Here is a 21,627-nt window from a genome sequence, read left to right as displayed (position 1 = left end):
CAGACATAGCATTTCGCATAATGTATATTATGTTCAGTCCGCTCCAGCAAGAGTGTCTCGGCACACCTCTTACCACGTCCCGGCTTCTACACGGCCGTCTGGTCACGCCTGTGAGGGTCGTCAACTGCTCCCTGAGGACTTCGCATGTGTCCGTGCAGGCTCAGCATCTGCTACTCACGACAGCGCAGCCACTCGCCCTTGGCGTTGCGCAGCTGCTCCCAGCCGTTGCTCAATCGCCGCATTGCGGTCCCGCCCATGCAGGCAGCGCCCAACTGCTTTGCCTCCGCGCTGCCGTAAGCCGGCATGCGCACAATCTCGCTCGACGGTGTTGGTATGCCTTGGCGACGCGCCTCACCTTGGATCAACGCCCGCTCGATGTCCGTGCAGTAGCGGCGCACGCGCGGATCGATGTGCTGCTGGCATCTGAGTGGTTCAGCGCCGAGATTGTTCGGCTTTGCCGGCGACGGCGTATGCCTGGGCAGCGGCTGCGGACCCGTCGCGGAGCGAATAGCCTGCGCGTGCGACGCCGTTGCCAGCAGCAAAAGCGCCACAACCAGGCCTGATCGAATGTCCATTTCGCCCTCCATGTCCGTCAGCAAGGCATCCCATTACACATTGGGCGTGACGCGTCACGATAATTGGGGGCGGACTGCAAGGCAGTTCCGCAGGCCCCGGGCGTCCGGAAACTATCGCGAAGCGGTTGATCCCCGGACCACGCAGCGACCAGTCATCACCAGCCGGCGCACCGGCATGTCAGGTGCACGCAGGCGCTCCAGCAGCAGCGACATCGCGGCTCGCCCCATCTCCTCCACCGGTTGCTCGACGACAGTGATGCCCGGTTCAACCAGTTCGGTCCAGCGCTCGTTGTCGAACCCCGCCAGCGCCAGCGCGCCTGGAATCGCCAGTCCTGCGCTGCGTGCCGCTTTCAGTGCTCCCATCAGCAGCAGGCTGTTGCTGGTAACCAGCGCCTCGGGCCTCGAGGGCCCAGCCAGCCACTGTCCGGCGGTGCTGATGGCGGCCTCGGCCGTGGGTTCGACTTCCCGGTAGTCCGGTTCAAGCCCATGCCTGCGCATGGCCGCGAGGTAGCCATCACGACGTTCGGCCGCAGTGGTGCTGGTGCTGCCGAACAGGCCGCCGATGCGCCGATAGCCGCGTTCAACCAGATGCTCGACCAGCCCGGCCATGGCCGCCGGATTGTCCAGCACCACGCTGTCGATCGCCCCGCCCGGCGCGGCGCGGTCGACCAGTACCGTCGGATAGTCCAGCGCGAGCCGTTCCAGCCGCCCCACCGTGGTCCGGGTCGGCGCGAAGATCAGCCCGCTGATGCGCTCCTCGTGCATCAACTGCAGGTACAGTGCCTCGCGCTCGGGGTCCTCGTCGGTGTTGCACAGGGTGACGCGCAGGCCCTCGCGATAGGCGACCTCCTCCACCGCGCGGATCAGCGCGGTAAAGAAGGGGTTGCGGATATCCGCCACGACCAGCCCGATGATGCCGGTATGCCGGGAGCGCAGGCGCCTGGCCTGCAGGTTCGGGCGATAGCCGGTCTGGCGGATGGCGGCCTCGACCCGGCTGCGCACCTCTCCACTGACCGGGCCGCCACCCAGCACGCGCGACACCGTGGATTTGGAGACGCCCGCCACGCGCGCCACGTCGTTGATGCTGATGCTCATTGGATTGGAAACGTTCCCGGTCATCTGTGCTGGCCGCAGCGCGACGGCCGTTCAGGACAATGCTAACGCCAAAGTACTATTGGATTTTTGTGCAGTGCACATTGAAATGCGGACTGGGAACGTTCCCAATACACCAGCACACCCTTCCCGGAGCCCGCCTTGTCTTCCCTCCCCGCCCCTGCTCCCGTCAGCCACGAACTGATCCGCCTCGGCGCACGGGCCCGTGACAAGGCAGACGCCATCGCCCAGGCCGCACAGATGCTGCTGGCCGCCGGCTGCGTTGCGCCGGGCTACGAAACCAGCATGGGCCGCCGTGAGCAGCTGGCGAACACCTTCCTCGGCCACGGTGTGGCGATCCCGCATGGGCTCGGCGAGGACCGCCATCTGGTGCGCCGCGATGGCATTGCCGTGCTGCAGTTGCCGGACGGTGTCGAATGGAATCCGGGCCAGGTGACGCGGCTGGTGGTCGGCATCGCCGCCCAGTCCGATACCCACATCACCCTGCTGCGCCGGCTCACCCGGCTCATCCAGGATGACGCCACGCTGCAGCGTCTGTTCACGACCGCCGAGACGAGCGAGATCGTGACGGCGCTGGCCGGCGACGTCACCACCTTGGCCAACGATGTTCCAGCGCAGGATCTGGCCGAGCATTTCGGCTGGACCATCGCCTACCCCAATGGCCTGCATGCGCGGCCTGCCACGCGCTGGGCCGAGACGGCCCGCAGTTTCAGCGCCCGTGCCCAGGTGCGCGCAGGCGACCAGGCGGCCGATGCCAAGAGCCTGGTCGCGCTGCTGCAGCTGGGTCTGCGTCATGGCGACCCGGTGAGTGTGTCTGCCGAAGGCGCGGATGCGCCCGCACTACTGGCCGCACTGCGCAGGGTCATGGAGGGGTTGGTGGCTCAGGAAAAGGCCGATGCCGAACGTGCAGCACAGCGCAAGGCGGCGCCGGTCGCGGGCTGGAATCCACCGGAGGCACAGGCAGCGATCGTCGGCATTGGTGCCAGCCCCGGGTTGGCGATCGGCCGGATCCATGTGCTCGCCAGCAGGCAGACCAACGTCGCCGACCACCCCGCCCCGCTCGGGGAAGGCGGTGCACGCCTGCAGGACGCGCTCGGCCGCACCCGCCAGCAGCTGGCGGCGCTGCAGGACGACACCCAGCGCCGGCTCGGCGCGTCCGATGCGGCGATCTTCGGGGCCCAGGCCGCGCTGCTCGACGACACAGACCTGATCACCCGTACCTGTCAGCTGATGGTGGAAGGTCATGGCGTCGCGTGGTCATGGCACCAGGCCATCGAACAGATTGCCTCCGGGCTGGCGGCGCTGGGCAATCCGGTGCTCGCCGGGCGCGCAGCCGACCTGCGTGATGTGGGTCGGCGTGTGCTGGCACAGCTTGATCCGTCTGCGGCCGGCGGTGGTCTCGCCGACCTGCCCGCCTACCCCTGCATCCTGCTCGCGGCCGACCTGTCACCGTCAGACACCGCCAACCTCGACACCCGTCGCGTGCTCGGTCTGGCCACCGCACAGGGCGGGCCCACCTCACATACCGCGATCCTCTCGCGCACGCTCGGGTTGCCGGCGCTGGTTGCCGGTGGCGCGGATCTGCTGACGATTGAAGCGGGTGTGGAGGCCATCATCGACGGCAGCAGCGGGCGGCTCTATCTGTCTCCGTCCGATGCCGATCTCGCTTCGGCCCGCGCCTGGATCGCCGAGCAGCAGCACATCCGCGAACGCGAGGCCGCGCAACGCGCGCAGCCAGCGCAGACGACCGACGGCCACCGCATCGACATCGGTGCCAACGTCAACCTGCCCGAACAGGTGCCGTTGGCACTGGAACAGGGCGCCGAAGGCGTTGGCCTGATGCGGACCGAGTTCCTGTTCCTCGAGCGCGGCAGCACGCCCAGCGAGGATGAGCAGTACGCCACGTATCGGGCGATGGCCAGCGCCCTGGATGGCCGCCCGCTGATCGTGCGCGCGCTCGACATCGGCGGCGACAAGCAGGTTGCGCACCTGGAGCTGCCGCATGAGGACAACCCGTTCCTCGGCGTGCGCGGCGCGCGCCTGCTGCTGCGCCGTCCCGATCTTCTGGAGCCGCAGCTGCGGGCGCTGTATCGCGCGGCGAGGGACGGTGCGCGCCTGTCGATCATGTTCCCGATGATCACGTCCGTACCGGAACTGATCGCGCTGCGTGCCATCTGCGAACGGTTGCGCATCGAGCTGGAGGCGCCCGAAGTGCCGATCGGCATCATGATCGAAGTGCCCGCAGCCGCAGCCCAGAGCGATGTGCTGGCGCGCCATGCCGATTTCTTCTCGATCGGCACCAATGACCTGACCCAGTACGTGCTGGCGATCGATCGCCAGAATCCGGAACTCGCCGTCGAGGCCGACAGCCTGCATCCCGCCGTGCTGCGCGCGATCCGCGCCACGGTCGACGGCGCGCGCACGCATGGGCGCTGGGTCGGCGTCTGCGGTGGCCTGGCGGGCGACCCGTTCGGCGCCATGCTGCTGGCCGGTCTCGGCGTGGACGAGCTGTCGATGACCCCGAACGATGTTCCGGCGGTGAAGGCCCGCCTGCGCAGTAGCCGGTTGGCCGATCTGCAGGCGCTGGCCGGCAAGGCACTGGACTGCGAAACCACCGAACAGGTGCGTGCCCTTGGGGGAGCGCGCGCATGAACCCCCGCGCCGTCACCGTTACCCTGAACCCGGCGATCGACCAGACCGTGCGCCTGGCGGGCCTGCAGCCGGGGCATGTGCATCGTGCCTCCAGCAGCCGCGACGACGCGGGGGGCAAGGGCATCAATGTTGCCGCCTGCCTGGCCGACTGGGGCGTGCCAACAGCCGCACTGGGTGTGATCGGCGAGGACAACCCGGGCGTGTTCAGTGCGCTGTTCTCGGCGCGCGGCATCACCGACGGCTGCCTGCGTGTGCCGGGCCGGACCCGCACCAACATCAAGCTTGTGGATGAGACCCACGGCGAGACCACTGATATCAACCTGCCCGGCCTGCCCTTGAACGGCGCCGATCTGGATGCGGTGTGCCGACGACTCGCCGCCGTGCTCCAGCCACAGTTGCCGGTGGTGTTGTCCGGCAGCCTGCCCTCCGGCCTGCCGGCCGATTCATGGACGCGGTTGCAGGCGCAGGCGGGCGGCGCGGGCGCGCGGGTGCTGCTCGATACCAGCGGCGATGCGCTCGCCGCTGCCCTGAGCAGCGCACACGCGTCAGTGCCCTATGCGGTCAAGCCCAACCGCCACGAACTGGAGTCGTGGGCCGGAACGCCGCTGCCGGATCGGAGCGCCCTGCGCGCTGCCGGCCTGCGCCTGCTTGAACGCGGGGTTGCGCTGGTGGTGATTTCGATGGGCGTCGACGGCGCGCTGTTCATGGATCGCAACGGCGCCCTGATCGCGCGTCCCCCGCGTCTGTCGCAGGGCAGCACGGTCGGTGCGGGCGACGCCATGGTAGCCGGTATCGCCGCCGCACTGCTTGAGCCGGCGTTCGACCTGGCCAGCTGCGCGCGCCTGGCAACGGCCTTTTCGATGAGTCGCCTGCACAGCGGCGACGCGCGACGGCTGGATCCGGCGCAGGTCCGCGGGTGGACGGACGATGTACTGATCGAACGATTGGATTGAAACCCTGCAGGCGGCGCTGCAGGCCCCACGGCCCGCCCCAGCGCCTCACGCAGAACAGAACCCGAAGAATTCCAGGAGTTCCCATGCACCCTTTCCCCGTCATCATCGCCGCTGGCGCGCGCAGCATCGAGGCCGTTCTCGCTGCCGAAGCGCTGCGCCGCGCCGCCCGCCAGCGTGGCCTCGAACTGGTGATCGAGATCCGCAGCGAACAGGGCGTGACCGGCGCACTTGATGCCGCACACGCCACCGCGACGACGCTCCTGCTGGTGGGCGACGGCGAGGCCGATCTGACCCGCTTCGACACTGCGACGGTGGTGCGCGCCGGCCTCGGCGAAGTGCTGGACGATCCACTCGCTGCATTGGCATCACTGGAAACTGCTGTGCCCAAGGCCGATGCGGCGGACCCTCGCAAGCGCATCGTCGCTGTCACCTCCTGCCCGACCGGCATCGCCCACACGTTCATGGCGGCCGAAGGTCTGCAGCAGGCCGGCAAGGCGCTTGGCCACGCAATCCGGGTCGAAACGCAGGGCTCGGTCGGTGCGCAGGATGCGTTGAGCGACGAGGAAATCGCTGCCGCCGACCTGGTGCTGATCGCCGCAGACCGTGAAGTGGATCTGTCACGCTTCGCCGGCAAGCGCCTGTTCAAGAGTGGCACCAAGCCCGCGATCAACGATGGCCAGAACCTGCTCCGCAAGGCGCTGGCCGAGGCCAATGTCCACGCCGGCGCGTCTGCCCCGGGCCGCGCACCCGAGAAGAGCAAGGGCACCGGCCCCTACAAGCACCTGATGACCGGCGTATCGTTCATGCTGCCGTTCGTGACCGCAGGTGGCCTGCTGATCGCGTTGGCATTCGCCCTCGGCGGCATCTATGCCTTCGACGATGCACACAAGGGCACGCTGGCCTGGTCCCTGTTCCAGATCGGCGCCAAGGCCGGCTTCACTTTGATGGTGCCGGCACTTGCCGGCTACATCGCCTATTCCATCGCCGACCGCCCCGGCATCGCGCCCGGCATGATCGGCGGGCTGGTCGCGGTCAACATGGACGCGGGCTTCATCGGCGGCATCCTGGCCGGCTTCATTGCCGGCTATGGCGTGCACTGGATCAACCGAGCGCTGCGCCTGCCGCGCAGCCTGGAGGGCCTCAAGCCGGTATTGATCCTGCCGGTGCTGGGCACCCTGCTGGTGGGCCTGCTGATGATGTACGTGATCGGCACGCCGGTCGCAGGGCTGCTGGCCTGGCTGACCGAATGGCTGCGGGGCATGCAGGGCAGCAGCGCGATCCTGCTCGGTCTGCTGCTGGGCGGAATGATGGCGGTGGACATGGGCGGCCCGGTCAACAAGGCTTCCTATGCGTTCTCCACTGCATTGATCTCCAGCCAGGTCTACACGCCGATGGCAGCGACGATGATCGGCGGCATGACGCCGCCATTGGGCATCGCATTGGCGACGTGGTTGTTCAGCAACCGCTTCACGGCCGAGGAACGCGGCACTGCCGGAGCCGCCGGCGTGCTCGGTCTCAGTTTCGTCACTGAAGGTGCGATCCCCTACGCCGCGCGCGATCCGCTGCGCACCATTCCGGCGCTGATCCTTGGCTCGGCCGTGGCCGGCGCGATCTCGATGGCCGCCGGTGTCGAACTGAAGGTCCCCCATGGTGGCGTGTTCGTGCTGCCGATCCCGAACGCGGTCACCCATCTGGGCGTCTACCTGCTGGCGCTGCTGGCCGGCGTCACCGTGACGGCGCTCGCGCTGCGTCTCCTCAAGAAGCCGGTCACCGCCGCGGCCTGACCGTTCTCCCTGCCTCGATCACTCGGCTGTCCCGGCTCTCCGGGGCGGCGTCGTTGCCCATCTACAGGACTTCCGCCCATGCCCCGCTCCTCCCGCCGCCTGCTGCTGGCCGCACTCCTGCTGACGCTGCCCTCGCTGGCCGCGGCCGCCGACCGGGGCGAGGTCGTTTCACCCAAGCTTTCCTACACCGGCGAAGCCGCGGCCACGCTCGACGGCGGCAAGAACAGCGGCACCGCCTACGCCGGCCAGCTGATGTTCGGCGCGGACGTGAACCTGGAGGCCGCGTTCGGGTGGCAGGGGGCAACGATCAAGGCCTACGGCATCAACCGCCATGGCACCAATCTGGCTGCCAGCAGCACCGGCAACAGCACCTCGGTGCAGGAAATCTACGGTGGCCAGGGGACGCGTCTGGCCAATCTGACCCTCGAACAGAAACTGCTCGACGACCGCCTGGTGCTCGAAGCCGGACGCAGCGTCGCCAACATCCACTTCCTCGGCTCCGAACTGTGCCAGTACTTCCAGGGCAATTCGGCCTGCGGCAACCCGACCTACGTGTTCCGCACCAGCAACTTCACCTGGTGGCCGGTGTCGAGCTGGATGGCCGATGCCACCACCTGGTTGACGCCGGATGTCTATCTGCGCGTCGGCGCCTACCAGGTCGATCCGAGTCAGGCCGAAGACGGCCAGCATGGCCTGAAATGGAGCACGCACCAGGCCACCGGCTGGATCGTGCCGTACACGATCGGCTGGCGCAGCCCGGCTTCGGCGCGGTTGCGGGCCCGGTATGAACTGGGTGGCTGGCAGGACAACTCGACCTATCGTGATCCGTTGCGCGACATCAACGGAATGCCCGCCGTGCTCAGTGGCCAGGACTACGCGAACCGCCACGGCCGCTCCGGTGCATTTGCCCGTTTCGAGCAGCAGCTGACCGGTGATGGCAGCGATCGCGGCCTGACGGTCTTCGGCGCTGTGCTCAAGGGCACCTCCGGCCAGTTGATCGAGGATCACTTTCTGCAGGCTGGCCTGGTGCAGAAAGGCACCTTCGCCCGCCGTCCACAGGACAGCATCGCCTTCGTTGTGACCCAGCAGAAGTACAGCGGCATCGCCCTGGAGAACCTGCGCCTGGCGCGTGCCGCAGCCGGTGGCAGCGGCACCCCGCATGGGAGCCAGGTGATGATGGAGCTGAGCTACGGCATCCAGCTCACCCCACAGCTGCGGATTGCGCCGAACCTGCACTACATCGTGCATCCTGACCAGTTCAACGAACCTGCGCGCCAGCGTGACCTGCCGGATGCGCTGATTGCAGGCCTGCGCATCGATTGGAGCCTGTGATGGCCCGTTCCGTCGCAGTTCCCGCCCTGCGCTGAACCGCGCCGCAGTTCAGGGGACGTCCTGCTCCCAGACCAGCTCGAACGTCTGCGCCAGCTGCTGACCGGGCTGCAGCCGGCGCGGCGCAAGCGTGAAGCCATCAGGTGGCCCGCTCTGCGGTTCGACGCAGGTGGCGTGGGGGGCACCGTCGTAGACAACCCAGTGGTCGCCGTCCGATCGCAGCCGCAGGCGCTGCCCGCCGCGCACCAGCGCGATGTCACGATCACGGTCGGTGATGAAACAGTCATCCCATGGACCTGGCGTGGGCGGCACGCACGGCAGAACGGCAATACCCTCCTCGTCACGCGGGTACATCGCGCGAGGCTTGAACAGCAGCCGGTCCGGCTTACGGAACCACGGGTGCCAGCCCAGTACTGCCGGCATGGCCTGCTGCGCAGCCTGCACCGAGAGGTGCAGCTGCAGGCAGTGTGCCTGCAGGCGTATGACCTGTCGGGCAACACCACCGAAGGGCCAGTACCTGTCACGCGGCAGATCAAGCGTCAGCGTAGCACTCGTCGCATCGAGGCTGTCGATCTGCCAGGGTCTGGAGAAGCCGACCCCGTGAATGGCGTGCCCGCCGAAGTTGACCGGCAATGCATGGGGTGCACCATCGAAGCTGAACTGTCCACGACGGATGCGCCCAGCCCACGGCACCATCGGATAGCAGCCCCAGGCGATCGTCGCCGCTCCACCCTCCTCTGCATCCACCAGCCAGTCCACGCCCTGGTAGCGCATCTGTGCCAGGCGCCCCCCTGCCCCGGCCGCCAGCGCCACTTCGAGATCGCCTGCCTGAAGCCAGTGCAGCTCACCGGCCGGCAGCGGGGCGAGCGCGTCGTCCACCGGCAGCCTGCGCTCATGCACCATAGGGGTCGATGGTCCGGATGCGGCCATCGGCCTCCATGTGCAGCGGCGTGCACTTGGCCGAGCGCAGATGCGTGACGCCGCCGGACATCAGCGCATCGTGGTAGAACAGATACCACTGTCCCTTGAAGCTGCAGATGGAGTGGTGCGTGGTCCAGCCCACCACGGGCGTCAGCAGTACGCCGGCATAGGTGAACGGGCCATAGGGGCTGTCGCCGATCGCATAACACAGCAGATGCGTGTTGCCCGTGGAATAGGACAGGTAGTACCGGCCCTGATACTTGTGCACCCACGGCCCTTCAAAGAAGCGGCGCGCATGATCGTCCGCGCGCAGCGGCTGGCCGTGCTCGTCCAGGATCTGCACCTCGCGCGTGGGCTCGGCCAGTTCGGTCATGCCGGCATCGAGCCGGCCCACCCTCGGCCCCAGTGCGGGCGCGCTGCCTGTCGGCTCTTCGTGCGCGGCGTCGTACCGATTGTCCCGGTAGTGCTGCAGCTGTCCGCCCCAGATCCCACCGAAATACAGATAGTGGCTGCCGTCCTCGTCCTCGAATACGGCCGGGTCGATCGAGTACGCGCCCTGCATCGGTTCGGGCCGGGGAATGAACGGCCCCTCCGGCCGTTCGCCGACCGCCACGCCGATGCGGAACAGGCCCTGCGCATCCTTGGCCGGGAAATAGAAGTAGTAGCGCCCGTCGCGGCAGGCGGCGTCGGGCGCCCACATCTGCTTGTGCGCCCACGGCACATCGTCGAGGTGCAGCGCCTGGCCGCAATCGATGGCGTCGCCGTCGGGCGTGTCCATCCGCAGTACGTGGTAGTCCTGCATGCCGAAGTGCCCACCCTCGTCGTCGAACGGCTGGCCGCCGTCGATGTCGTGCGAGGGATAGATGTAGAGCCGTCCCTCGAAGACATGGGCCGACGGATCGGCGGTGTAGATATGGGTCACCAGCGGCTGCGAGATGGCGTGCCGGGTGAGCTGCGCGAGGCGGGCGTCGTCGGCCCGGCCGTCGTCGCCTGGAGAGAGGTCGATCATGGTCGTCATCGTTGGGTTACGCGGATGCGTCGGCCGAGTGGCGACGCAGTTGGAGGTCCTGTTCGATGCGGGCTTCCGCGCGCTTGTCGATTTCGTACGCGAACAGCAGCGCCACGGCGAGCAGGAAAGGAAGGGAGCAGTAGACGCTTACGGTCAGGCGGATGCCCTCGACCACGCCCTCGGGCTGTGTCGCCATGCCCGCCTGGTAGCCGTAGTGGGCAAGAATGCCGGCGACCAGGGCGCCTCCCACGCTGAGGCCGATCTTCAGGCCGCACAGCATCGCCGAGAAGATGATCGCGGTGGCCCGGCGATGGTTCTTCCATTCCGAGTAGTCGGCAACGTCGGCGATCATCGCCCACAGCAGCGGGATGGTGATGCCGTAGCAGAATCCATGCAGCATGAAGGCAGCAAATGCCACGCCGACCGCCGTCGGCGGAAACAGGTAGAAGGCCAGCAGGAACAGGGTTGAGATGAACAGTGCGCCGCCGAAGACGTCACGCTTGCCGAAGCGGTCTGCCAGCCGTCGCGACACGCCGATGCCCAGGATCATGCAGATGATTCCGCAGGCATTGAACAGGCTGAAGGCCGAGGTTGCCGCGTCCCTGGGCCAGCTGAAGCCGGCGAATCCAGCACTACCGAGACCTGCGTTCAGCGCGCTGATCAGGCCGTTGAATCCTGAGTTTTCCAGGAAGCCGGTCAGCGCAGCGTCGCTCATGTAGTACTGGAAGTAGTAGATGTACGTGCCACCCTTCAGCGCCAGGTTGATGAACACCAGGACGGTCAGGGCCAGCATCACCTGCCACGGCCGGTTGTGCAGCAGGTCAGACAGATCCTGCAGCACGCCTCCGGTCTGCTCGCGGGTGGGAACGATGCGCTCGCGCGTGGTGGCGAAGGTGATCAGGAAGAACACCGTCCCGACGATGGCGAACACGGTCATCACCTGTTCGAAGCCCCGCACGCGGTCACCGTCACCCAGGATCAGCACCAGCGGCATCAGCAGGACCTGGATGATGAACTGCGCGATCATCACGGCCACGAAACGGTAGGCCGACAGGCTGTTGCGCTGTGCCATGCTGCCGGTCAGCACACCACTCAGTGCGGAGTACGGCAGATTGTTCGCTGCATAGACGAAGACCAGCAGAGCGTAGGTGCCCAGCGCATAGATGACCTTGCCGCGCTCGCCCAGTTCTGGCGTGCTGAACGCCAGCAGCGACAGCACGCCGAACGGGATCGCCGTCCACAGGATCCACGGACGGAACCGCCCCCACCGCGTCGAGGTGCGGTCTGCGGCGATGCCGATCAGCGGGGTGAAAACGAACGCGCCGAGCATGCCGACCACGAAGATGATCGTAGCCGCCGTTGCCGGCGGCAGCCGGTAGACATCGGTGTAGAAGAACGCCAGATAGGTGATCAGGGTCTGGAAGATCAGGTTCGCCGCGAGATCGCCCAGGCTGTAGCCCAGCTTCTCGCGCACCGTGAGGGTGTGTTCAGTGCTTGCCATGCACGGCCTCCACCGAGAACCCGGCCCGCGCGCGGATATCGGCACTCGAGGCGCCGACCCGCACCTCGTAGGCCCCGGGTGGCACCGCATAGGCACCGCCCGCTTCGTCATAACGGCGCAGGTCCCGCGGTGCCTCAAGCGAGAACGTCACGGTGCGCCGTTCGCCGGCGGCGAGATGGACACGCTGGAAGCCACGCAGTTCCTGCACGGCCTCGTCGCTGCCGGCCTGCTGGCGGCGCACATAGAGCTGCACGACCTCGTCACCGCTGCGTGTGCCGGTGTTGGTCACGTCCACGTGCACACCCAGCCGGCCATCGGCATTGATCCTGTCCGCATCAATGCGCAGTGCTGCGTAATCGAAGCGGGTGTACGAGAGCCCGTGGCCAAACGGATACAGGGGGGTGCCGCGGAAGTACCGGTAGGTACGGCCCTCCATGCTGTAGTCGTCGAACGCCGGCAGCGCTTCACCGGCCTTGTAGAAGGTCACCGGCAGGCGACCCGCGGGGTTGACGTCGCCGAACAGCGCCTGGCCCACGGCAGTGCCGCCGCGCTGCCCCGGGTACCAGCTCATCAGGATCGCCGGCAGATGGTGCTGGGCCCAGTCAACGGCCATTGCCGATCCGCCGGTCAGCACCATCACCACCGGCTTGCCGGTGGCATGCAGTGCCTCCAGCAGGGTGCGCTGGGGTGCCGGCAGCCGCAGATCGGTCCGGTCCCCGCCCGCGAAGCCCGGATAGTTGACGGTCATCTCCTCGCCCTCGACGTCGCCGGTCAGGCCGCCGACAAACACCACGACATCGGCGTCGCGGGCCGCATCAAGGGCTTCGTCGAAGGGTGCCTTGGCGCCCGGCATGCGCCAGCCCAGCCGCACGCCCGCATCGCGCTCGTCGTCGTAGTACTCCAGCTTCAGCTCGTAGGTGCGGCCCGCCTGCAGATCGACGTCGATACCTTCGGCGTGCAGACGATCCGAGTTCACCCAGTGGTCCAGCACGCGCTTGCCGTCCAGATACAGCCGGAAGCCGTCGTCGCCGGCCACCTCCAGCCGATAGCGCCCGGATACCGGCGGCAGCAGCTGTCCGGTCCAGCGGATGCTGAAACCATCGCTCGGAATGCCCTGCCCCGGCGCCGCCTCACCACGGGCAAGCAGATTGTCGGTTGGCGAACCGCGGTCCCAGCGGAAGCCGATCTGCGCGTCGGTGCGGACCAGTGCCGGCGTGCCCGACAGGTCGGCCGTGCGGAAGTACTCGCCACGCAGGCCACGCTCGGTCGACGCCGCCGACGGCCGCAGAAAGGTCGGCTCGATCAGGGGCGTCGCGCTGGGATCATCACGCCCCTCGACCAGGTCCACGCCACGGGCGTAGCGCACGTCGATACCCTTCGCCGCATCGCGGATGCCCTGCAGTATCGTGACCGGCGCGGCCGGTGTGCCGAAGTAGTTGCCGAGCAGCGCCATGGTGTCGTCAGCCGTGGGACCGACCACGGCAATGCGCTTGAGGTCACGCGACAACGGCAGTACCCCCTCGTTCTTCAGCAGGACCAGCGATTCCTGGGCGGCCCTCAGCGCCAGGGTGTCGTGCGCGGGCGCCTGGTTGACCGAGGCGGGAATCCGCGCCCAACGCACCCGCTCCGGTGGATCGAACATGCCCAGGCGCATCCGTGCGGCGAACAGGCGTGTCACCGCGTCGTCGATCTCCGCTTCGGTGATCAGGCCCTGGCGCACGGCTGCGGGCAGCGTGGCGTACTCCTGTCCGCACTCCAGCTCGGTGCCATTCCTGACCGCCAGCGCTGCGGCGGCTTCACGGGTGGCAACGATCCGGTGATGTTTCCAGATATCGACGATCGCCCAGCAGTCCGAGACGACGTAGCCCTTGAAGCCCCAGTCACGCCGCAGCACGTCGCGCAGCAGGAACCGGCTGGCACTGGCTGACTCGCCGTACACCCGGTTGTATGCGCCCATCACCGCATCGACATCGCCCTCCTTCACCAGCGCCTCGAACGCCGGCAGGTAGGTGGCGTACAGGTCGCGCCGGCTGGGCCGCGCGTCGAAGTGGTGACGGTCGGCTTCAGGTCCGCTGTGCACGGCCAGATGCTTGGCCGTGGCATCGAGCTTGCGGTACACCGGGTCATCGCCCTGCAGGCCACGTACGAAGGCGACGCCCATGCGGGCAGTCAGGTAAGGATCCTCGCCGTAGGTTTCCTGGCCACGGCCCCAGCGCGGGTCACGGAAGATGTTGACGTTCGGGGACCAGAACGTGAGCCCCTGGTAACGCCCGTGCGATCCCTCGCGGAGAAACTGGTGATGCTTCGCACGGGCCTCGTCGCTGATGGTCGTCGCCACCTCGCCCATCAGCGGCACGTCGAACGTTGCCGCCAGGCCGATGGCCTGTGGAAAGACAGTGGCCTGCCCTGCCCGCGCCACGCCATGCAGCCCCTCGTTCCACCAGTCGTAGGCCGGCACGCCGAGGCGCTCGATCGCCGGCGCGGCATTCTGCATCTGCGCGGCTTTCTCCTCCAGCGTCATCTGGGCGACCAGCGATGCGGCCCGCTGCTCGAAGCTGGCCGAAGCATCCAGCCATGGCCGCGGCGCAGCGGCCGACGCGGCGGTCGCCACGCACAGCAGCGCAGCGTAAAGCACCCGCCGGCCATGCCGCGTGCCGCGGTGGACAGCGCCGTTGGACGAAGTCGATATCATCATTTGCTCCTCCCGGCGCGCTCATCGCGCGCGAATGGTCCCAGCAGTGCGCCTACGAAGCCGCCTGCGCGATCAGTACTCAGAACCGTGCCATCCACACCGCGTGCCAGCGTCTGCCAGCCCTGCCCGTCACCGGTATCGAACGAGAACGCGTAGTCGGCCTCATCCCCGGCGATCTTCAGGCGCAGGACCGCGGATGCGGGGACCTCGCGGCTGGCCAGCGTTCGCGTGCTGCCGCTGCCGTCGCGACCCTCGAGGAAGACCGACAGACGATCACCGCGCACGCTGCGGACGCCAAGGAAGTACCAGTAGGCCTCGCTCTGGAATGCAGCCAGGCCCGCCGCGACGCCGATGGCCGGACGGGACATCTCGGTACTCGCCTCGAAGCGCAGATGCTGCTGGCGGCGACCGAGGAACGCCGGATTGCGCAGCGTGTCCAGATTCTCCGCAAGCGGGTGCACGGCCAGCATGCCCGGCCGGTCACCCAGGTCGGCCCAGGCCTGTTTGGGCACCCGAACGCGCAGCCAGTGGGCGGCAAGCGTCGGCCCATCAAAGGTGTCGCGGTCGACGAAGTTGCCGGTCAGCGGCGCCTGGGACGCCTGCCCCTGCATCCAGGACGGTGCCTTGACCACATAGGGAATGGCCTGGTCGGTCGGCAGGATCTGCGGCCAGCCATCCTGCCAGCGAACCGGCAGCAGATAGGTTTCGCGCCCGGTGTTGTAGTGCCGCTTCTGGTAATTGCGGCTGGCAAGGAACACTGCCCACCACGAGCCGTCCGGACCCTCGATCAGATCGGCGTGCCCTGCATTGGTGATCGGCAGCGGCCGGTCGTCCGGCAGCTCCCGCTGGGTCAGGATGGGATTGCCCGGATAGGGGATGTACGGCCCCCATACATCACGGCTGCGCAGCACCACCTGCGAATGCTGCGGCCCTGTGCCGCCTTCGGCGTCGGACAGGTAGTACCAGCCCTCACGCTTGTAGATGTGCGGCCCTTCGATCCAGATGGGGTTCTTCGACGGATCCACGCCACCATCGACCAGCACCCTGCGCGGGCCGACCGGCTTGAAGGCCGACAGATCGATCTGCTGCATCCAGATGGCGCGGTGGCCGTCGTAGCGCGCCGGACCAGGCGGCACATCATTGTTGATCAGATAGACCTTGCCATCGTCGTCGAAGAACAGTGACGGATCGATGCCATCGATGCTGGGCAACCAGTGCGGATCGGACCACGGTCCCGCCGGATCCCGCGCGGTGGCGATGAAATTGCCACCACTGTCGGTCGCGGTGGTGACGACGTAGAAGGTTCCCTCGTGGAACTCTATGGTGGGCGCGAAGATGCCGCGGGAGACGCTCAGACCGTCGAAATCCAGCTGTGTCGGACGGTCGATCACGTTGCCGATCTGCTTCCAGTGGACAAGGTCGACGCTCTCGAACACCGGAATGCCCGGGTAGTAGATGAAGCTGGAGTTGACCAGATAGAACTTCCCGTTCGCGCCCACGATGCTCGGATCGGCGTGGAAGCCGGCCAGGATCGGGTTGCGGTAGTGGCCCGCCGGCAGCGGCGCCTCAAACGCGGTGTCATGACCGCGGTACTCGAACCAGTCGAAGTACACCGGCGGCGCGGCCTCTGGCGAGGCGGCATGGGCGGTCGCCGCCGACAGCGCGAACATCGCTGCCAGCATCCGGCGCGCCAGTGACACCCGGGCGCGCCGGGCAGAAGGGTGCTGCAGGGACAACATCTTCATCGTCGGGCCTCGGCGTCGGCAATGGGAAGTTCGAACGGACCGGCCGGCGCCCCGCTGCTGTCACGCAGCGTGCACACCGGGCCATCGGCCCAGCAGTAGCGGACATGCGTCGGGCGCAGGGAAGGCAGGCTGCGCAACACCACCCGGCGTCCATCCAGTTCGGCGTCGCTGTACTCACAGCGCGGGGCAGCGGCATCGCAGAGTTCAAAGCCGATGGGGTGCTTCGAACCGATTGCTGCCAGGGCGCCGTCGACATCCTCGAATTCGACGGCCACGCCTGCCGGCACACGCAGGGCCCTGGCCGCATCCGGCCCTGACGGGGCCACTGTGTGCTCGCCGTAGATGACGTGGCGCGCGACCCGGGCCAGACGGCGACCCAGTTCCTGCTTGTTCGGTGGGTGGATGTCGTAGGCATCGCCGATGTCGATGGCCACGCCGAGGCCACTGCGGGGATCTTCGGCCGCGACCCGGCGCTGTGCGTCGCGCACCTGCGCCCATCCGCTGTCCGCAGGGGCGACGGGCGGTTGGCCATAGCCAGCCAGTTGCACCAGCAGCAACGGCGTGCCTGCACCGAACTGGCGTCGCCAGTCATCCCGCAGCGAGCGCAGCAGTGCCGCATATCTGGCGCCGTCGCCGGTGTTCGACTCCCCCTGGTACCACAGCATGCCGCGCAGTCCGAACGCGCCCAGCGGCGCGATCATGCCGTTGTACAACGTCGACAGACCCGTCGCCGCCTGCCAGGGAGCGAACGGGGGCGCTTGTCCGCCAGGTGCCATCCGGTACTGCCAGGACGCATCCAGCACCACCCGCTGACCGTCCTCCAGGATCACCGCATGTGCGGTGGCAGGGCCGGCCAGGCCACCTTCACCGTAGGTGTCCAGCACGTTGACCACGACACTGTTGGACCCGGCCTTCAACAGCCCCTTCGGCAGCGGATAGCGCCGCTCACCGGCGCCATACTGGCTGCCCACGGCGACACCGTTCACCCAGGTCATGTCCGTCTCGTCAACGGATGCCAGTTCGAGCGTCGCGCCCTGCGCCGCCTGTTCCGCACTCAGCGTGACCTGCGTGCGATACCACACCATGCCGTTGTAATCGGCAAGCGCCGGGACGTCCCAATGCTCCCATGCGCCCAGCGCTGCCGGCGCCGGTTGCCATCCGCTGTCGCTGGCCTCCGCGCGCCACGGCGCTGCGCCGGGCACAGCCTCATCGCGCGTCACCCACCACTGCTGCCAGTACCGCCCCCAGCGTGCGCGTGCCGCCAGGGGGTCACCGGCATACAGCGCGAGGATATCCAGGGGCTCTGCCATGCCCCGCTGCGCGCGCAGCGCCTCGACGCTGGTCCATGCCTCGATCCGCGAGCCGCCCCAGGCGGCCTGGATCAATCCCATCGGCACGGCGACCGTGCGCTGCAGCTCGCGTGCGAAGTAGAGGCAGGTCGCGGAGAAGTCGCGCACCGTGGCGGGCGATGCCGGCGTCCAGGCAACCGCGCTCTGGAATGTCGTCTGCGCCTGCACCGCCGCGGCCTGCGGCACGGTGAACAGGCGGATCGTCGGCAGCGTGGTGGAGGCGATCTCGCTGCCTGCATTGAGCGCGCGCCACACGGGCAGCTCCATGTTCGACTGTCCGGAGCACAGCCAGACATCGCCGACCAGGATGTCGCGGGCGATCTGGATGTCCTTGCCGGACATTGCCTGCAGCATGTGGGGCCCGCCTGCCGGAGTCGGCTGCAGCGTGGCGTGCCATCGGCCCGTGGCATCCGCCAGCGTGGTCACCGCCTGTCCGGCGAAGGTCACGGAAACCTCCTCCCCCGCAGGCGCCTGGCCCCAGACCGCGATCGGCTGATCACGCTGCAGGACGGCATGATCCTGGAACAGCGGATGCAGCAACGCCGCCGGCTCCCGTGCCGCGACGGACCCGGCCATTGCAGCCAGAGCCAGCAGCAAGGCCGCCCGCCCGGCCCGTCCGATCATGCTCATCGTCCATCCCCCGGTGCGAAAGGAAACTGCAATGCCTGGTAATACGACAGCGGGTGCGGCGGTGGCGGTTCGCCGGGCGGCAACGGCCGGCCGCTGAGCGACTGGAAGTACGCCACGCTGGCATCGCGCCACCATTGCGCCTCCTCCTGCTGGATCTGCAGGAACGCGGCCACGTGCTGATAGCGTTGTGGATCGATACGGCCCTGCAGGGTTGCCCAGGTAGCCTGCAGGGACTGCATCTGGCGCACGCCACGCGAGTAGCGTCCTACCAGTTCGTCCCACAGCAACCGCCCCGAACGCATGCGGTGATCCCACGGCACATGATGGAACCACAGCAGCAGCGACTCCGGCACCCGCGCCAGGTCGCCGTACTCCGCGGCGACCGCCGGGGCGTACTGGGATACCGCGTTGCTCCCGGCCGAGGTGCGGTCGAAGCCCACGCCGTGCCGGTCCGCGCGGTGGTAGTACACGGACGTCCAGTCGGCGCGCGGCCCCCCATCCACCCAGGGACCGGGGCCGTAGTGATGCCCACGGGCCATGAGGTGATGCAGGCCCAGCGGGGTCATGTAGTCCACCGCCGCTTCGCGCGAGGCCATCATCATCCGCACGATCGGGCCGGTCACCTGCGGGTCCGGCGAGAACGTCAGCGCGGCCCAGTCTTCAGCGATGGCGCGGGCAGACTGCTGCGGATTCCAGGCCAGCCGCCCGAAGGCATACCAGTTGGCCTGATCGAAGTGCGAGCCGCTCCAGGTCCGGTCCACGCCGATGTTGGCGACGCCGGCGATGCCGGTCAGCGCATGGCCGTGCAGCGAACCGTCGACCACACGCGCGACCGTGGAGCCCGGCCCGCGTACCCGGGTGTCGGCCCGCAGCACTTCCTCGTAAAGCGTGCCCAGGTACACCAGGTGCGTCGCAAATCCCAGATACTCCTTGGTGATCTGGAACTCCATCATCAACGGCGTGCGTGGCATCGCGCCGAACAGCGGATGGAACGGCTCGCGGGGCTGGAAATCGATCGGCCCGTTCTTCACCTGCACGATCACGTTGCGGCGGAAGGCACCGTCCAGGCCGATGAACTCACCGTAGGCCTGCTTGGCGCGATCTTCGGGTACCTCGTGCGAGTAGACGAAGGCACGCCACATCACCACGCCGTTGTGCGGCGCCAGGGCATCGCCCAGCAGGTTGGCACCGGCGGCATGGGAGCGGCCGTAATCCTGCGGGCCCGGTTGGCCCTCCGAGTTCGCCTTGACCAGGAAGCCGCCGAAATCCGGGATGAGGGCGTAGATCTCTTCGACCTTTCTCCGCCACCATCGCTGCACCTCCGTATCCAGCGGATCGGCCGTGGCCAGGCCGCCGAGCTCGATGGGCGCGCTGAAGCGTGCGCTCAGGTACACACGGATGCCGTAGGGGCGGAACAGGTCCGCCAGCGCGGCGGCCTTGGCGAGATAGGCCGGCGACAGGCTCAGGGCGCTGGCATTGACGTTGTTCAGTACGGTGCCATTGATGCCCAGCGACGCGTTGGCGCGGGCGTAGTCGGTATAGCGCGGGTCACGCCACTGCGGCAGGGTCTGCCAGTCCCACAGGGAGCTGCCCGCGTAGCCGCGTTCGACGTAGCGATCCAGGTTGTCCCAGTGATCGAGCACCCGCAGCGCAACCCGGGGCGATTCCCGCACGTCCAGCGACTCCAGCGATGCGCCACGCTGCAGCAGCCGCAGCAGGTGGAACACGCCGTACAGCACACCGATGTCCTGCCGTGCCGCCACCAGCAGAAGATCGCGTCCTCCGCTGCGGACCTTCCTGATCAGGTAGCCATCCTCGCCCAAGGTGGCAATGTCTTCGCGGAACGGCGCGACCAGCATCGAGGACTGCGGCGTGCCCAGCACCAGGGCGTGATCACCGGCGAGGTCCGTGCGGATGGGCGGTGCCGTTCCCAGTACCCCGGGAAGGCCGCGCGCCAGTTCATCACGCGCGGCGCGCTGGGTAGGCGTCTGGTCAGGGGCGACCACCTCGCCCAGCTGCAGCCGATAGCCGGCAGCGACCTCCACGGCCGCCGGCACGTAGCGCATCCACAATGCGTAGCCATCCTCCGCATGTGCGCCACCGGCGCATGCCAGCAAGGCAAGGGCGGCGCACAGCCGTCCGCCGACAGCACGGAACAACGGCGTTAACATTCGACTTTGTAGACTACGACCGGCGCCGGAACGGTTCATCATCTGCCCTCGCACCTGCGCGGCAACGCCACCAAGAACAAAGGGATCGTGCATTGGACAAGCCGAAGAAATCGGTTCGCCGCAGAACCGCGGGCGTGACGATCGACGAGGTTGCGGCCCTTGCCGGCGTTTCGCCGATGACCGTGTCGCGGGTGATCAACCAGGGCAAGGTGCGGGACGTCACCCGCGAGCGGGTGATGCGTGCCGTGCGTGAGCTGGGCTATACGCCCAATCTGGCGGCCAGTTCGCTGGCCGCTGCGCAGCACACGCGCATTGCGTTGATCTATACCAATCCCAGCGGTGCCTACCTGCGCGAACTGCTGGTCGGGCTGCTGCGCGTCGCGTCCAGCTCTGCCATCCAACTGGTCATCGACTACTGGGACAACCTTGACGATGAGTCCGAGCGCACGGCAGCGCGTGCCCTGGCCAGCCGCGTCGACGGGGTGATCCTGCCGCCGCCGCTGTGCGAATCGCAGGCGGCCGTGAGTGAACTGGTGAAGGCCGGCATCCCGGTGGTGGCCATCGCATCGGGGCGCCTGAGCGAGGCCCTGTCCTGCGTCCGCATCGACGACTTCAACGCAGGCAAGGAAATGACCGAGCACCTGATCCGGCAGGGCCACAGCCGCATCGGCTTCATCCGAGGGCGCCGGGATCTGAGCGCGAGTGCGCGTCGCTACGATGGTTTCGTCACCGCGTTGCAGGAGGCCGGACTGTCGGTGGAACCCGGCCTGGTCCAGCACGGCGACTACACCTACCGGTCCGGACTGGCCGCCGCCGAGAAGCTGCTGTCCCAGCGTCGGCCACCGACGGCCATCTTCGCCAGCAACGATGACATGGCGGCAGCCGCCATCTCCGTGGCGCACCGACGCGGCCTGGAGGTTCCCCGCGACCTGTCGGTGGTGGGCTTCGATGACACATCGGCCGCGACCACCGTGTGGCCGGAACTGACGACGATCCATCAGCCGATCGCCTCGATGGCCAATGCTGCCATCGATATCCTGCTGCGCACCATCCGTCGCCCGGCCGGAAACGCCCCCGTACTGCGGGATCATGTCGTGCCGCATCGCCTGATCGCACGCGATTCGGTGGCGGCCCCGCCTACGCACCGGTAGCGCACAGGCCCGTGTCATGCCGGCACCCGCACGGTGCCTGTGTCCAGCGCGC

At 67.8% G+C, this 21,627-nt stretch carries 14 protein-coding genes; 5 read left to right on the top strand and 9 right to left on the bottom strand.

The features are described 5' to 3' along the window. Positions 1–170: 170 nt before the first annotated feature. Together N8888_RS09435 and N8888_RS09430 are read right to left on the bottom strand one after the other, a co-directional pair. On the bottom strand, positions 171–575 hold the full coding sequence (locus N8888_RS09435) for a hypothetical protein (RefSeq protein ID WP_263178308.1): 405 nt from the start codon (positions 573–575) through the stop codon (positions 171–173). Between the two features lie 111 nt (positions 576–686). Next, positions 687–1,670 carry a LacI family DNA-binding transcriptional regulator gene (locus N8888_RS09430; RefSeq protein ID WP_111186961.1) on the bottom strand — a complete coding sequence of 328 codons (984 nt, stop codon included), beginning with the start codon at positions 1,668–1,670 and terminating at the stop codon, positions 687–689. Between the two features lie 159 nt (positions 1,671–1,829). On the opposite strand from N8888_RS09430, the gene ptsP reads away from it, so the two are divergent. The 4 genes from ptsP to N8888_RS09410 all read left to right on the top strand — a co-directional run bounded on the left by ptsP (position 1,830) and on the right by N8888_RS09410 (position 8,409). Further along, a complete protein-coding gene (ptsP, locus tag N8888_RS09425; protein WP_263178307.1) occupies positions 1,830–4,340 on the top strand; it encodes a phosphoenolpyruvate--protein phosphotransferase in 2,511 nt (836 codons plus the stop codon). Then, entirely contained in the window at positions 4,337–5,293 is a 957-nt protein-coding gene (locus tag N8888_RS09420) for a 1-phosphofructokinase family hexose kinase (protein WP_263178305.1), read from the top strand. The genes ptsP and N8888_RS09420 overlap by 4 nt, the downstream gene beginning before the upstream one ends. Before the next feature lie 83 nt (positions 5,294–5,376). Continuing rightward, on the top strand, positions 5,377–7,077 hold the full coding sequence (locus N8888_RS09415) for a PTS fructose transporter subunit IIC (RefSeq protein ID WP_053516393.1): 1,701 nt from the start codon (positions 5,377–5,379) through the stop codon (positions 7,075–7,077). Positions 7,078–7,155: 78 nt separating this feature from the next. Further along, positions 7,156–8,409, top strand: a complete 1,254-nt coding sequence (locus N8888_RS09410; protein WP_111186965.1) for a carbohydrate porin — start codon at positions 7,156–7,158, stop codon at positions 8,407–8,409. 48 nt (positions 8,410–8,457) lie between these two features. On the opposite strand, the gene N8888_RS09405 is transcribed toward N8888_RS09410, so the two are convergent. Genes N8888_RS09405 through N8888_RS09375 form a run of 7 tightly spaced genes read right to left on the bottom strand, consistent with a single transcriptional unit; the run spans position 8,458 to position 20,424 of the window. Beyond that, complete coding sequence (locus N8888_RS09405) at positions 8,458–9,309, bottom strand: aldose epimerase family protein (protein ID WP_263178303.1); 852 nt, start codon at positions 9,307–9,309, stop codon at positions 8,458–8,460. Further along, positions 9,299–10,336, bottom strand: coding sequence for a glycoside hydrolase family 43 protein (locus N8888_RS09400; protein ID WP_263178302.1), 1,038 nt, complete (start codon positions 10,334–10,336; stop codon positions 9,299–9,301). Before N8888_RS09400 ends, N8888_RS09405 begins: the two co-directional genes overlap by 11 nt. 16 nt (positions 10,337–10,352) lie before the next feature. Further along, the gene (locus N8888_RS09395; protein WP_263178300.1) at positions 10,353–11,837 is read right to left on the bottom strand and encodes an MFS transporter; all 1,485 of its coding nucleotides are present in this window, start codon (positions 11,835–11,837) and stop codon (positions 10,353–10,355) included. Beyond that, on the bottom strand, positions 11,824–14,529 hold the full coding sequence (locus N8888_RS09390) for a glycoside hydrolase family 3 protein (RefSeq protein ID WP_430542979.1): 2,706 nt from the start codon (positions 14,527–14,529) through the stop codon (positions 11,824–11,826). The genes N8888_RS09395 and N8888_RS09390 overlap by 14 nt, the downstream gene beginning before the upstream one ends. Continuing rightward, complete coding sequence (locus tag N8888_RS09385; protein ID WP_263178384.1) at positions 14,529–16,211, bottom strand: glycoside hydrolase family 43 protein; 1,683 nt, start codon at positions 16,209–16,211, stop codon at positions 14,529–14,531. The genes N8888_RS09390 and N8888_RS09385 overlap by 1 nt, the downstream gene beginning before the upstream one ends. A gap of 59 nt (positions 16,212–16,270) precedes the next feature. Next, positions 16,271–18,247 (bottom strand): sialate O-acetylesterase, encoded by a 1,977-nt coding sequence (locus N8888_RS09380; RefSeq protein ID WP_430542982.1) that lies wholly within the window; start codon positions 18,245–18,247, stop codon positions 16,271–16,273. A gap of 2 nt (positions 18,248–18,249) precedes the next feature. Continuing rightward, positions 18,250–20,424: an alpha-glucuronidase family glycosyl hydrolase gene (locus tag N8888_RS09375; RefSeq protein ID WP_263178295.1), complete on the bottom strand. Its 2,175-nt coding sequence runs from the start codon at positions 20,422–20,424 to the stop codon at positions 18,250–18,252. Between the two features lie 92 nt (positions 20,425–20,516). Here N8888_RS09375 and N8888_RS09370 point away from each other — a divergent pair, with 92 nt between their 5' ends. Further along, a complete protein-coding gene (locus N8888_RS09370; protein ID WP_053516379.1) occupies positions 20,517–21,575 on the top strand; it encodes a LacI family DNA-binding transcriptional regulator in 1,059 nt (352 codons plus the stop codon). Positions 21,576–21,627: the final 52 nt, after the last annotated feature.

Source organism: Stenotrophomonas maltophilia (genome assembly GCF_025642255.1).
GTDB classification, from domain to species: domain Bacteria; phylum Pseudomonadota; class Gammaproteobacteria; order Xanthomonadales; family Xanthomonadaceae; genus Stenotrophomonas; species Stenotrophomonas maltophilia_P.
This window is presented reverse-complemented; position numbering and strand designations above follow the sequence as displayed.

What these genes read in the sequence shown, in the direction of transcription:
- N8888_RS09395 (WP_263178300.1), bottom strand. Translation starts at nt 11,837, where the DNA reads ATGGCAAGCACTGAACACACCCTCACGGTGCGCGAGAAGCTGGGCTAC.
- N8888_RS09400 (WP_263178302.1), bottom strand. Translation starts at nt 10,336, where the DNA reads ATGATCGACCTCTCTCCAGGCGACGACGGCCGGGCCGACGACGCCCGC.
- N8888_RS09410 (WP_111186965.1), top strand. Translation starts at nt 7,156, where the DNA reads ATGCCCCGCTCCTCCCGCCGCCTGCTGCTGGCCGCACTCCTGCTGACG.
- N8888_RS09390 (WP_430542979.1), bottom strand. Translation starts at nt 14,529, where the DNA reads ATGATATCGACTTCGTCCAACGGCGCTGTCCACCGCGGCACGCGGCAT.
- N8888_RS09405 (WP_263178303.1), bottom strand. Translation starts at nt 9,309, where the DNA reads ATGGTGCATGAGCGCAGGCTGCCGGTGGACGACGCGCTCGCCCCGCTG.
- N8888_RS09380 (WP_430542982.1), bottom strand. Translation starts at nt 18,247, where the DNA reads ATGATCGGACGGGCCGGGCGGGCGGCCTTGCTGCTGGCTCTGGCTGCA.
- N8888_RS09385 (WP_263178384.1), bottom strand. Translation starts at nt 16,211, where the DNA reads ATGCTGGCAGCGATGTTCGCGCTGTCGGCGGCGACCGCCCATGCCGCC.
- N8888_RS09375 (WP_263178295.1), bottom strand. Translation starts at nt 20,424, where the DNA reads ATGTTAACGCCGTTGTTCCGTGCTGTCGGCGGACGGCTGTGCGCCGCC.
- N8888_RS09420 (WP_263178305.1), top strand. Translation starts at nt 4,337, where the DNA reads ATGAACCCCCGCGCCGTCACCGTTACCCTGAACCCGGCGATCGACCAG.
- N8888_RS09415 (WP_053516393.1), top strand. Translation starts at nt 5,377, where the DNA reads ATGCACCCTTTCCCCGTCATCATCGCCGCTGGCGCGCGCAGCATCGAG.
- N8888_RS09435 (WP_263178308.1), bottom strand. Translation starts at nt 575, where the DNA reads ATGGACATTCGATCAGGCCTGGTTGTGGCGCTTTTGCTGCTGGCAACG.
- N8888_RS09430 (WP_111186961.1), bottom strand. Translation starts at nt 1,670, where the DNA reads ATGAGCATCAGCATCAACGACGTGGCGCGCGTGGCGGGCGTCTCCAAA.